Below are 12992 nucleotides of genomic sequence, written 5' to 3' on the forward strand. Positions count from 1 at the left end.
ACAACATAAATCTATTTATTTCTAAATAATTCTTTCATGAGATTCAGGTAAATCTTTAAGCTGTATTTCGCTTTCCTGAAGCCATCATCTGTTGTTAACAAGTAAACGTTTAGTTTCAGGAGCATCATTTGAATATCAGCCGCAATGATAACAGAGCATACCGCGCCTTTACACTGGACAATGGTCTAAAAGTACTATTAGTGCAAGATAAAGATTCTACAAAAGCGGCAGCATCAATGGCAGTTAACGCCGGGCATTTTGACGATCCTCTTGATAGGCAAGGCCTAGCACACTTTTTAGAGCACATGCTTTTTTTAGGCACAGACCAATACCCAGATTCAGGCAGTTTTAATAATTTTGTTTCGCAAGCTGGCGGCAACACGAATGCGTGGACTGGCACTGAGCATACCTGTTACTTTTTTGATATTAATAACCAAGAATTTGAACAGGCGCTTACCCAATTTAGCCGTTTTTTTATTGCGCCACTTTTAAATTCAGCCGAAACAGAAAAAGAACGCAACGCAATTGAAGCCGAGTTTAAACTAAAAATAAAAGACGATGGTCGCCGTATTTATCAAGCCCACAAAGAAACGGTAAATCCAGCTCATCCATTTGCTAAATTTTCTGTAGGAAACCTACAAACCTTAGCTGACAGAGAGCGCTGTATTAGTGATGAGCTTCGCGACTTTTTTAATAGTCAGTACCAAGCTCAGTGGATGACTTTAGTTATTTGCGCAAACGAAACATTAGACACACTACAAAGCTGGGCACAAACTTACTTTGGCGCAATTAAGGGTAATAAAAACCTCAAAAAGCCAGAGATCAGTGAGCCACTTTATCGCAAACAAGACATAGGAAAAACACTTCATATTGAGCCGCATAAGCATATGCAAAAACTTATCATAAGTTTTGCTATGCCTAATATTGACGACTTTTATCGCCACAAAACAGTGAGTTTTATTGCCCATTTACTTGGCTATGAAGGCGCGGGCTCTCTTTATTCTATTTTAAAAGAGCAAGGCTGGATAAACGCGCTTTCTGCTGGCGGTGGTATTAATGGCAGTAACTTTAAAGATTTTAATATTAGCTTAGCGCTTACCGATGAAGGTATTGAATACTTCGAAGACATTATTGAAATGGTGTTTGAATATATTTGCTTAATTAACGATAACACCGAAAAATTGCCGCGTTTATATCAAGATAAAAAAAATCTATTACAAATAGCATTCGATAACCAAGAAAAGTCACGCTTGATTGATTGGGTCAGTAATTTAAGCATTAATATGCAGCATTACGATGAAGCAAACTACGTGCAAGGCGACTATTTAATGGAAGGCTTTAAAAAAGCGACCCACGAAATGGCCATGCAGTGGTTAACGCCACATAATATGCGCATCGTACTTATACATCCAGATGTAGAGCCTGAACATAAAACCGCATGGTACAACACACCATATAAAGTAGAACATATTTCACCTAGTTGGCTTGATGCACTTAGCGAGATAAATAAACCGCTGAGCGAAATGCTGCTGCCTACCGCTAATCCTTATTTAACAAAAGAAGTGGTGTTATTTGATGTCATAAAACCACAAACAAAACCCGAGTTATTAGTAAAAGAACCCGGTTTTGACTTTTGGTTTAAACAAGACAACACATTTCGTGTTGCTAAAGGTCATTTTTATTTGGCCATGGATTCTGATTTTGCCGTAAAAGATGTAAAGCATATGGCACTCACCCGCTTATTTACAGATTTATTTATGGATAGCGTAGGCGAGCAATTTTATCCTGCAGAACTTGCAGGACTTAGCTACCACTTAACCTCGCATCAAGGTGGATTAACTCTACATACCGCTGGGCTTTCATCCAGTCAGTTAGAGCTTGTTGATCAATTAATAGATGCTTTATTTAATGTAGAAATTTGTGCAAAACGCTTTGCTGAATATAAAAAACAACTTGTAAGGCATTGGCGCAATAGCAACCAAAACAAACCAGTCAGTGAGTTATTTAGTATTTTAGGCGCAAAAATAATGCCTTGGAACCCTCAACCTGGGGAGCTTGCATCGGCATTAAAAAACACCTGTTTTCAGCAATTTAATGAGTTCAGAACAGACTTTTTTAAAGCACTACATGTTGAATCATTTTTACATGGTAACTGGCAGCAAAGTGATGCATTAGCCTTTCAAAAAAAGGTCGCCGAACACCTAAAAAACGCAGCCATAATTGAAGATTTAAGACGCCCTCTTTTTGAAATTAAAAAAGTAACTCGCTACGAGTTAGAACTTCCTTGTAGCGACCATGCCATGGTTGTTTACTATCAGGCCCAAACGGATTGCGTGGCCGAAAAAGTAAAAATGATGGCGTTAAATCATTTAATTAATCAAGATTACTTTAACGAATTACGAACAACACAACAGCTAGGTTACTTAGTGGGCGCAGGTTATGCACCTTTTAATACTCGTGCTGGAATAGCATTTTATGTGCAGTCACCTAAGTTTGATGCAAAAACATTATTGCATCGTCATAACAGCTTTATTAAAAAATACCTTGATAACATTGATGCACTTGATGAAAACGATTGGCAACAGCAAAAACATGGCCTTAGTACTCATATTGCAGAAAAAGATAAAAACTTGCGCCTGCGCTCACAACGGTTATGGCTTGCTATTGGTAACAGAGATCATGAATTTCATATGCAGCAGCGACTTTTAGATGCCCTAAACGCACTAACACTAAGAGAAGTAAAAGTTTATGCACTAAGCCTATTTGATGATAATAGACCAAGATATGAGCTTTTAAGCTCTGCAAAAGTCAGTAAATCTCAAAATATGCCCGTTTACTCTCAATCTCTTTGACACTAGGTTTAGCTTGTTTTAAATTATCATTTGTAAATTAGAAGTAATCAAAAAATGATAAAAACAATAATAAAACTAAGCATGCTTGTAGTACTTGCTTACTCATTTGAGCTTTTTGCCTTTGAGTCATCACTTAATTACAACTCAGACAATATACTTATACTAGCAAGCGCCATTATAGCGCTTGCTTTGCCGTACCTGTTATTTGTAATCCATAAACTTAGACGTTCACGCCGCCAACTTCGACTTTCGGAAAAACGCCTTAAAAGTACTGTAGAAGGTAGCGGCGATACACTTTGGGACTGGAACATAAAAACAGGCGAAGTTATTCGTATTAACGATAAGTATTTAATGGACTCAACTACGTTAATGGGGTTTCCGCCAAATAAAGGCCTTATCCATCCTCACGATATTAATAACGTTGAGCACTTGCTAAAAGTGCACTTTGCCGAGCAGTCTGCTTTTTTTGAAGCCACCTACCGAATAAAAGATACTTTTGGTCGTTGGCATTGGGTGCTCGATCGCGGAAAAATAATTGAAAAAGACACCAACTTATCACCCCTTAGAATGACAGGTACCGTTCGCGATATATCACAGTTAAAATCAACTGAAGAGCGCTTAAACCTTTTTGCAAAATGTGTTGAGTCGCTTACTGACGCCTTAGCAATTTACGATAAAAACTTTAAACTGGTTGATATAAACCCTAGCTTTTTAACCTTGTTTGGTGGCGTACGCGAACAATACTTAGGAAAAGATTTTAGCCTATCTGGGTATGAGCCAAGCTACACAAACAGAATTATTGAAATAGTAAAAGAGCGCGAACATATTCAACAAGAAGTGAAGCTTCGTAATAGTGAGCGCATTTTATTACCGATAGAAATATCGATAGATGAAATTAAAAACGATCAAAATCAAATAACTAATTATGTCGTTGTTTATTCAGATTTAACAGAGCGTAAAAAAGCAGAATCGCAGTTACATAACTTATCGAATCGAGATCGCACAACCAGTCTGCCTAACCGAAATTTATTTTTTACTGATTTGCAAAAGCTAGTAAAGCTCAATTCGCATCACGCCTTACTTGTGTTCGATTTAGATAACTTTAAAAAAATAAATGACTCGTTAGGACATCAGCTAGGTGACAGCTTATTAGCTAAACTAGCAATGCGCTTAAATAAACTAACCCGTGAAAATGATGTATTTTATCGTTTAGGCGGCGATGAGTTTGCTCTGGTAATGTCTGACACTAACGACATACATGTAATTACACGCATGGCTAAACAGTTTTTAGCAGCCATTGCTACACCATTTAAAATGGCAGGCCACGAACTGGCAATCACCTCAAGTGTAGGTATTGTATTATTCCCTGAAGACGGTAATACACCTGAACTGCTTTTAAAAAATGCAGATACCGCGATGTATCATGCTAAAAAGAAAGGTAATAGCTACCTATTTTTTAACGACACGATGAACCGTCAAGCCGTTAAACGACTGCAAATTGAAAACCTCATGCGCTTTGGTTTAAAAGAAGACCATTTTGAAGTGTACTACCAACCAAAAATGAATATTCGCACAGGCAAGCTAACCGGAATGGAAGCATTAGTGCGCTTTATTACACCCAAAAAAGGCATTATTAGTCCGGGAGTTTTTATACCTATAGCCGAGGAAACGGGCCAAATAGTTGAAATTGGTGAGGTGGTATTAAACAAAGCCTGCAGAGACGTAAAAGAATGGCTAGATAGCGGTTTATTTAGCGGCCGAGTAGCTGTCAACTTATCAGCAAAGCAATTTAGCCTCCCCGATTTAACCTCTCGTATTGACGTTATTTTGCAAAAAAATGAATTACCTTCTTACTTTTTAGAGCTTGAAATAACAGAAGGTACTGTAATGGATGACCCTAAAGAAGCCATTGCAATTATGCGTTCGTTAAGTGCCCGAGGTATTCATTTAGCAATGGATGATTTTGGTACTGGTTATTCATCATTAGCGTATTTAAAGCAATTTCCGCTTAATACACTTAAAGTAGATAAAGCATTTATAGATGACATGACCAACGAACGTGGCCGTAATATGGTCGACTCAATAGTCACTATTGCGCATAACCTTGATTTACATGTAGTGGCTGAAGGTGTAGAACAAGCCCATCAAATTGATATACTCAAAAAGCTTAATTGCGAAACAGTACAAGGTTATTATTATTCCAAGCCACTATCAAAAAGTGAATTTACTGAATTTTTAAAGCAGCAACAAACTAAAGCAGCCCCAAGCTTAATTAGAAAAAATAAAAATGTGGCGTCGATAAATTAAGGGCGCCATATACACGCATTTATTCCTACATTTCTAACTAAAGCGCGACGATAATGTAGATTAAACAAGCACCAGGCTACAGGTCCAAGTAAACCGCCTAAAATCAGCCATCGTTTAATTGGCATGCCTTTTTTAATGGTTTCTAAATACATTAAAGCTATAAATGCACTGCTTAGTAAAACTATAAACAAAGCTCCCCCTTAAAGTTGCTCAAAAATACGGCGCTTATTCTAACGCTAACGTGATTAAATTTAAAGCAACAAATCCCCGCGCACAAAAAAGCCGAACCTGTTAAACACAGATTCGGCTTTTAAAATTATAATTTACGCGTTACTTTTCAGCACGACCCATAAATTTGTGTTCAACAGTATTAATACGGATACGGTCACCTGTTGAAATATGCTCTGGCACAGAAATATTTAAGCCAGTAGACATACGTGCAGGTTTTGAACGAGCACTTGCAGATGCACCTTTAATAGATGGGTCTGTTTCTTCAACAACAAGTTCAACACTTGATGGTAAATCAAGTCCTACTGGCGCGCCATCAATAACAATGACGTGTACGCCTTGCGTTTCTTCATTAACAAATAAAATTTCTTCGCTAATAGCATCTTTGTTTAAGTTGTAAGGCGTGTAATCTTCATTATCCATGAACACATACTCGTCGCCATCAATGTACGATAGCATTACTTCACGGCGTGTTAAATCAGCCAGCGTTAGCATGTCACTGTCTTTAAATGTTTCGTCAACTTTACCACCGGTTACCACATCGTATAAACGCATACGGTATAAACTACCACCAGCACGACCTTGCGGCACAGAGCGCACAATATCTTTTACAACTAAAACGCGGCCATTGAAGTCAATAGCAGTACCTTTTTTAACATCACTCGCCTTTGGCATGTGTGAATTCCTATTATTTTTTTGATTGGCAGAAACATACCACGAACTGGATTTTGTTCAACTAAAATTACGTTGGTTTTACGCTACATGTTGTATTAGCTTGTAAAATTTTAATTTATACTAAAATACATATAATCAAATGTGAAAAAAACTGCTATGGTAGCTTTACCGAGTATGACTTCAAGGAATGGATCATGGACCAGAAAAAAGTACATGAGTATTTAGTTAAAAAACCACTTGTTCAGGTTACAAAACCATTTGCGCAAGAGGTTGATGTATATAAAGTGAATCATAAAATGTTTGCGACTCTTGCTATTGGCAATGACGGTCAAACTAATGATGATGGTGAGGTTATTTGGTGGCTTAACTTAAAATGCGATCCTGATGAAGCAATATCATTGCGTGATACTTTCCCGGCAGTGATCCCTGGTTACCATATGAATAAACGCTTATGGAACACAGTAATTTTAGACGGCACAATTGCACAAAGTGAAATTGAGAGAATGATTGATAACTCATTTAATTTAGTCGTAGAAAATATGCCAGAAAAAGACCGCAAAGCTATCGCACTTCACTTGTAGCACTTTTTGGGCTAGGCTACTAGCCCATTAAAACCTTAAACCTTAAGCGTATAAATTAAATCGTCATATAACTTTTCGCCTATTGTATGCACTTTAAAAAGTGTATCGGTATGGGTTAAGCCACACTTACTAAGCACCTTTTCAGAACCAATATTGCCACGCGTTACGACAGCTTTAAACTGCCTAATACCACATTCTTTCCAAGCCCAATCAATCACAGCTCTTAAAGACTCTGTCGCGTAGCCTTTATTAAAATACTCTGGCAATAATAAATAACCAAGCTCTGCGGTTTCTCCGTCATAGGCAAAGCCTGTAACACCCACTGGTTGTTTTGTTTTATTATTAATAATGAGTAAGCACAGTGGGTGGCGTGATTTAGTATTCCACTTAGGTAAGCGTATCTCAAAGCGGTTTCTTATCAGTGACTCCATTGGCATATCAAAACAATACTTAAGGACTTGAGGATCGCGATGAAGCGCTAGAAAAAGAGGCCAATCAGATTCTTCCATTTGGTACATGCTCAATCTTTGTGTAAATAATGTCATTAAGCTCCTCATTTAAATATTAAAAATCATAAAAAAACCGCATCTAAATGCGGTTTTTATAAACAGTAGAAACTTTATTCTTTTGTTTCAATCTCTTTAGTAACTTCAGGCTCAGTGACACTTTGCTCTTGTGGCTCAGTGCTTTGTACTTCAGGAGCTACAACCTCAACAGTTGCTGCATTATAAAAAGTAGTACCAGAGCTTGCCATTGTTACCAGTGACTCACATGGAGCAAAGTTAGCATCGCTGTTAGCTAATGTAGACATATCAGAGCTTATTTTACTTGCGCCTAATTTATCCATATAGCTAAACGGGCCACCTAAAAATGGTGGGAAACCAATACCAAATATTGCACCAATGTCGCCATCACGAGGGCTTGCAATAATGCCATCATCTAAACAGCGTACTGCTTCGTTAAGCATTTTCGATACACATCGCTTAGCAATTTCGCTTTTGTTTAAACGTGGAGCTGGGGTAACACCCAATAGTTCGTAAACTGACTCATCAACCTTTTTGCCTTTTTTGTCGTATTCATAAAAACCACGACCGGACTTACGGCCAAGGCGTTTTGAATCAATCATACGCATAAATGCATCAGGGCCTTTAAAACGCTCACCTAATTCTTTTTCAAGAATTGGAGCAATTTTAGAGCCAATATCAATCCCTACTTCATCAAGTAGAGCCAGCGGTCCTACCGGAAAGCCAAACTCAACCAGGGCTGCATCAATCTTTTCAATTGGCTCACCCGCAAGCATTAAATTAGCAGCTTCGTTTAAGTAAGGCGCTAAAATACGATTTACGTAAAAACCGGCCATGTCTTTTACAACAATTGGCGTTTTACCTTGCTTACGTGCAAAGTTAACAACGCGAGCAATAGTCTCTTTAGATGTACCTTCGTGTGGAATAATTTCCACTAATGGCATTTTTTCTACTGGTGAAAAGTAATGTAAGCCAATTACATTTTCAGGACGTGCTGCCTGCGCTGCAATTTGCGATATTGGTAATGATGACGTGTTACTAGCAAAAATTGTATTTGCTTGGCATTGCTGCTCTACGTCTGCAACCATACCTTGCTTAAGTGCAAGATCTTCAAACACCGCTTCGATTACTAAATCAATGTGTTTAAAGCCACTGTAGTCAGTTGTGCCTGTAATACGGTTCATTGTTAACTGCATATCAGCTTTAGACATAATACGACGTTTAAGGCGTTTATCTAAAATTTTGTAGGTGTAGCTCATTGCATTACTAATGCCCTGCTCTGCTACATCTTTAATACGTACCGGCACTTTAGCTTTAACAGCACTTACGTGCGCAATGCCAGCGCCCATTAGTCCACCACCTAAAACAGCGGTTTTGCTAATTGCTGGTGCGTCATCATTGCGCCACTCTTTTTTCATTTCAGTGGTTGCAAAGAAAATACCGCGAAGCGCTTTAGATTCGTCACTCATTACAAGTGTTGCAAAGCTTTCAGCTTCTGTTTTATACGCTTTTAGCTCATCAAGCTCTACACTAGCTCGCACTGCTTTAATAATAGCGAGTGGTGCTGGGTAGTGCCCGCCCGTTTTTTTAAGTACGTTTTCTTTAGCTTTTTTAAAGATAAAGTTACGACCAAACGGGTTTGATTCTAATAATTTACTGATGTTATCGAGCTTTGGCTCTTTTGCTTGTGGCTTTTTCTTAGTCGCAAATTCTTTTGCAACTTTTAGCAGCACACTGTGTGGTACACAGTCATCAAGCACGCCTGCTTTTTTAGCTTGCTTAGGGCGAATTTGTTTACCTGTTAGCATCCACTCAAGTGCTTTTTGAATACCAACAATTTTAGTTAAGCGCTGCGTACCGCCGCCACCTGGTAGTAAACCAAGTTGCACTTCTGGTAAGCCAATTTTTGTTAAATCGCTGTCGGTACCAACACGGTAGTCACACGCTAAAGCAAACTCTAAACCACCACCTAATGCAGCGCCATGAATCGCACTTACTGTTGTGTATGGCAGTTTTGTCATATCAAAAAATGCTTGATGGCATAGTTCGCTAATAGCTAAAGCATCATCACGCTTTTGAACGCTATCAAGCATTTTTACATCGGCGCCCGCGATAAAGTTATCGGTTTTTCCGCTTATAAATACCATGCCTTTTACATTTTGCGACTTAGCGTCTTCTAATAATGCTTTTAAGTCATCGGCAAAACTACTGCGCAGGGTATTCATTTTCTCCCCTGGCACATCAATCGTTACTACGGCAATTTTGTTTTCATCTACCACTAAATTAAATACTGAATCAGTCATTACGCGCTCTCCAATACAAAGGCTGCACCTAAACCACCAGCAGCACACGCTGTTGTTAATGCCAAACCGCCACCACGACGTTTAAGCTCGTGTAAGCTTTGCGTAATTAAGCGTGCACCTGTTGCTGCAAATGGGTGACCATATGCTAAAGAGCCGCCGTTAACGTTAAACTTATCCATGTTAATTTCGCCAATTGCTTTGCTGCGACCTAAATGCTCTTGTGCAAATTTGTCTGAGGCAAACATTTTCATATTGGCAAGTGTTTGCGATGCAAACGCTTCGTGCATTTCAATTAAATCTAAATCAGCAAGCGTAATACCCGCTCTATCTAGTGCAATAGGCGTTGAATGAGCTGGGCCCATTAACATGTCTTTTTCTACGCCAATTGCCGAAAATGCAAAGCTACGTACGTAACCTAGTATTTCATAGCCAAGTGCTTTTGCCTTGCTTTCGCTCATCATAAGTACGGCCGCTGCACCATCAGTTAATGGTGTTGCATTTGCAGCGGTAACAGTACCGTGCTGACGGTCAAAAACAGGTTTAAGCTTGGCGTAGCCTTCAACCGTTGAGTTTTTACGAATGTTGTTGTCTTCTGAAATAAAGCTTTTATATGGCGGTAAATGCGCCGTCATTACTTCATCTTTTAACTTACCATCAGCCCATGCTTGCGTTGCAAGTGAGTGAGAACGATGCGCTAACGCATCTTGATCTTCACGGCTAATGTTGTGTGTTTTAGCCATTTGCTCAGCAGTTTGCCCCATTGAAAGGCCTGTTGAGTACTCTGCAACTGCAGGAGGCACTGGTAATAAGTCTTTTAAACGCAGTTTTGAAAATATTTTTAAACGTTGACCAAGCGTACGCGCTTTATTTAAATCAACTAAGCTGCCTGCTAGCTTTTTACTTACACCAATTGGCAATACTGATGACGAATCTGCGCCACCTGCAATACCTACACTTACAGATCCCGCCATAATAGACTCAGCTACATTAGCAATAGCCTGAAAGCTGGTAGCACATGCGCGCGATACAGAATATGCATCAACCGATACAGGCATACCTGTGCCCAATACAATTTCACGTGCAATATTTGGCGCTTCTGGCATTTGTACTACTTGACCAAATACAAGTTGATCAATTTCTGACTTATTGAAATTTAATCGTTCAAGCATTTCGTTAACCACCAATTTCCCCATATCAAGTGCAGGTACATGGTGAAACGCTGTTGCTTGTTTTGCAAAAGGTGTACGTAAGCCGCTAACGATGGCAATACGGTCGCCCTTTGGTGTTTTTAGTATGTTTTGCTCAGACATTTATGCTCTCCCGCTGACAGGTCTGACCTGTTTGTTTTCCTCGATTCTAAACAACCCGTGCCCTAAAGCCAATAGATAAACACAAATTTATATAAACAGTGTTTAATTACGACTATCACAATAGGCTTTTTTAGACGCATTTACAAAGTTTTGTGGTACGCTAAAATTCGTTAAAAAATAACGAACTATTTTAAAAAATACAGTCTAACTCTTGAGTTACCCAATTATAAACCTTATAAATAGGTCAGTATTTATCACCTAACACTATTAGGTACAAACCCAGCTGACGAGGACAGTCCACTTATTATGGCAGCTAACGCATTTTCACAATTAAAAACGTACTTAGATACACAAATCATTGGCCAGCCAGAGCTTACTCAAGCGCTACTTATTGCTATTTTAGCTGATGGTCACTTATTAGTAGAAGGCCCTCCTGGGCTTGCAAAAACACGCGCAGTTAATGCACTTGCTAAAGGCATTGAAGGCTCATTTCAGCGCGTACAGTTTACGCCAGATTTATTACCAGCTGATGTAACAGGTACCGATATTTACCGCCAACAAACTAGCGAGTTTGTATTTGAAAAAGGCCCTCTTTTTCACAACCTAATTTTAGCTGACGAAATTAATCGTGCACCAGCCAAAGTACAATCAGCACTATTAGAAGCCATGGCAGAGCGACAAGTTACCGTGGGTAAAAATACCTATCCGCTTAGCGAACTGTTTTTAGTTATGGCAACGCAAAACCCGCTAGAGCAAGAAGGGACTTACCCGTTACCAGAAGCCCAGCTGGATCGCTTTTTACTGCACCTAAGTATTGACTACCCTGGCGCAGAGCATGAGCTTGATATACTGCGTTTAACACGCGGCGAAGCGCTTAACGAGCAACAACCAGTAATGCAAAAAATTAGTCAAAGCGATTTATTTGCAGCGCGTAAAGAAATATTAGGCCTTTATTTAGCAGAGCCACTTGAGCAATATTTAGTACAACTTATTATTGCCACTCGTGAAGGCGCTAAATTAGACGCGCAACTAGGTAGCTGGATTGAGTTTGGTGCAAGTCCGCGTGCAACAATAGCACTTGATAAATGTGCTCGTGCTCATGCATGGCTTCAAGGCCGTGACTTTGTAGCACCTGATGATATTCAAGCTGTTGTGCATAACGTACTGCGTCATCGCATTATTTTAAGTTACGAAGCCCAAGCCGATGGCATTACTAAAGATCAAGTAATAAGCCGTATAGTTGAACTTGTAGCCGTACCATAAGTTATGCAAAAACAATTAGAAACCCAAGCATGGCTCAAACAGAGCCATAGCCACGGTGTTAATTTAGCACTCAAAGAGCTGATGTATTACAAAGCCAAAGCGCAATTGCTTGAACTTGCCCCTAAGGTAAAAATAAAAAACACCTTAACAGGGCAATACCTTGCACCGCACAAAGGCCGAGGAATGGAATTTGCCGAAGTGCGACATTATCAGCAAGGTGACGATATTCGCTCTATTGATTGGCGAGTTACTGCGCGTACCGGCGAGACTCACACAAAGCTCTTTCAAGAAGAAAAAGAGCGCCCTGTGTTTGTGTTCACTGATTTTTCTAACTCAATGCTGTTTGGCTCAAAGTTACTGTTAAAGTCGGTGCAAGCTGCGCATATAAGCGCTCTTGTTGCATGGTCGGCGTGTCAGCGCGGCGATAGAATTGGCGGTATTGTGTTTAATCAGCACTCGCATTTAGAGCTAAAACCCAGCGCCCGTGAAAAAGCCGTGCTTAAGCTTTGTCATAATTTATGCGACAACCACCAGCAAGCGCTTAACAATATTGATAAAACAGCCACTAACAACTTTAGCGATAACCTAAAGCGCCTTAACCATTTAGCAAAACCAGGCAGCTTAGTGTATTTAGTGTCTGATTTTAACGCTCTCGATGATGCCAGCTTTAAGCAACTTGAAATATTAAGCCGCCACTGCGAGCTGATTGGTTGCCACATAAGCGATCCGTTTGAGCATCAGTTACCTGCGTTTAAGCAAGCCGTTACCGTTAATGCAAATGGTCAAGACTTTGCCCTACCATTAATGGATAACAGCTTTAGAGAACGCTTTGCTAAAAATGCTGAGCAAGCATTTAGCGCGCGCTTTAATCGCCTAACTAAATCGGGTCTTAATTTAATATCATTCAATGCAGCAACACCGCTTGAGCTGCAATTAGTGAGAAAATAAC

10 protein-coding genes are annotated in these 12992 nt (G+C 39.5%); 5 read left to right on the forward strand and 5 right to left on the reverse strand.

Features of this window, described 5'->3' with window-relative positions; genetic code table 11:
- Positions 1 to 128 precede the first annotated feature (128 nt).
- Both H5159_RS17350 and H5159_RS17355 read left to right on the forward strand, forming a co-directional pair.
- Positions 129 to 2852, forward strand: a complete 2724-nt coding sequence (locus tag H5159_RS17350; protein ID WP_182780735.1) for an insulinase family protein — start codon at positions 129 to 131, stop codon at positions 2850 to 2852.
- 54 nt (positions 2853 to 2906) lie between these two features.
- Positions 2907 to 5159 carry an EAL domain-containing protein gene (locus H5159_RS17355; protein WP_182780736.1) on the forward strand — a complete coding sequence of 751 codons (2253 nt, stop codon included), beginning with the start codon at positions 2907 to 2909 and terminating at the stop codon, positions 5157 to 5159.
- On the opposite strand, the gene H5159_RS17360 is transcribed toward H5159_RS17355, so the two are convergent.
- Both H5159_RS17360 and yeiP read right to left on the reverse strand, forming a co-directional pair.
- The gene (locus H5159_RS17360; protein WP_024604473.1) at positions 5156 to 5350 is read right to left on the reverse strand and encodes a hypothetical protein; all 195 of its coding nucleotides are present in this window, start codon (positions 5348 to 5350) and stop codon (positions 5156 to 5158) included. The genes H5159_RS17355 and H5159_RS17360 overlap by 4 nt on opposite strands.
- A gap of 139 nt (positions 5351 to 5489) precedes the next feature.
- A complete protein-coding gene (gene yeiP / locus H5159_RS17365) occupies positions 5490 to 6062 on the reverse strand; it encodes an elongation factor P-like protein YeiP (protein WP_002962153.1) in 573 nt (190 codons plus the stop codon).
- 194 nt (positions 6063 to 6256) lie between these two features.
- Here yeiP and H5159_RS17370 point away from each other — a divergent pair, with 194 nt between their 5' ends.
- Complete coding sequence (locus H5159_RS17370; protein WP_024596739.1) at positions 6257 to 6643, forward strand: MmcQ/YjbR family DNA-binding protein; 387 nt, start codon at positions 6257 to 6259, stop codon at positions 6641 to 6643.
- Between the two features lie 35 nt (positions 6644 to 6678).
- Here the strand turns inward: H5159_RS17370 and H5159_RS17375 are convergent, their stop codons facing one another.
- The 3 genes from H5159_RS17375 to fadI form a co-directional block, all read right to left on the reverse strand.
- Positions 6679 to 7188, reverse strand: coding sequence for a GNAT family N-acetyltransferase (locus H5159_RS17375; protein WP_024596740.1), 510 nt, complete (start codon positions 7186 to 7188; stop codon positions 6679 to 6681).
- A 74-nt stretch (positions 7189 to 7262) separates the two neighbouring features.
- Positions 7263 to 9470: a fatty acid oxidation complex subunit alpha FadJ gene (fadJ, locus tag H5159_RS17380; protein ID WP_182780737.1), complete on the reverse strand. Its 2208-nt coding sequence runs from the start codon at positions 9468 to 9470 to the stop codon at positions 7263 to 7265.
- Positions 9470 to 10780, reverse strand: a complete 1311-nt coding sequence (gene fadI, locus H5159_RS17385; RefSeq protein ID WP_004335629.1) for an acetyl-CoA C-acyltransferase FadI — start codon at positions 10778 to 10780, stop codon at positions 9470 to 9472. Before fadI ends, fadJ begins: the two co-directional genes overlap by 1 nt.
- Before the next feature lie 306 nt (positions 10781 to 11086).
- On the opposite strand from fadI, the gene H5159_RS17390 reads away from it, so the two are divergent.
- Both H5159_RS17390 and H5159_RS17395 read left to right on the forward strand, forming a co-directional pair.
- Positions 11087 to 12043, forward strand: a complete 957-nt coding sequence (locus H5159_RS17390; protein WP_007377762.1) for a MoxR family ATPase — start codon at positions 11087 to 11089, stop codon at positions 12041 to 12043.
- A 3-nt stretch (positions 12044 to 12046) separates the two neighbouring features.
- Positions 12047 to 12991, forward strand: a complete 945-nt coding sequence (locus H5159_RS17395; RefSeq protein ID WP_004335626.1) for a DUF58 domain-containing protein — start codon at positions 12047 to 12049, stop codon at positions 12989 to 12991.
- Position 12992: the final 1 nt, after the last annotated feature.

The sequence above is a fragment of the Pseudoalteromonas sp. SG43-1 genome, assembly GCF_014164415.1.
Classification (GTDB): Bacteria; Pseudomonadota; Gammaproteobacteria; order Enterobacterales; family Alteromonadaceae; genus Pseudoalteromonas; species Pseudoalteromonas distincta.

Coding starts and splice junctions, on each gene's coding strand:
- H5159_RS17355 (WP_182780736.1), top strand. CDS start 2,907: ATGATAAAAACAATAATAAAACTAAGCATGCTTGTAGTACTTGCTTAC.
- yeiP (WP_002962153.1), bottom strand. CDS start 6,062: ATGCCAAAGGCGAGTGATGTTAAAAAAGGTACTGCTATTGACTTCAAT.
- H5159_RS17370 (WP_024596739.1), top strand. CDS start 6,257: ATGGACCAGAAAAAAGTACATGAGTATTTAGTTAAAAAACCACTTGTT.
- H5159_RS17375 (WP_024596740.1), bottom strand. CDS start 7,188: ATGACATTATTTACACAAAGATTGAGCATGTACCAAATGGAAGAATCT.
- fadJ (WP_182780737.1), bottom strand. CDS start 9,470: ATGACTGATTCAGTATTTAATTTAGTGGTAGATGAAAACAAAATTGCC.
- fadI (WP_004335629.1), bottom strand. CDS start 10,780: ATGTCTGAGCAAAACATACTAAAAACACCAAAGGGCGACCGTATTGCC.
- H5159_RS17390 (WP_007377762.1), top strand. CDS start 11,087: ATGGCAGCTAACGCATTTTCACAATTAAAAACGTACTTAGATACACAA.
- H5159_RS17395 (WP_004335626.1), top strand. CDS start 12,047: ATGCAAAAACAATTAGAAACCCAAGCATGGCTCAAACAGAGCCATAGC.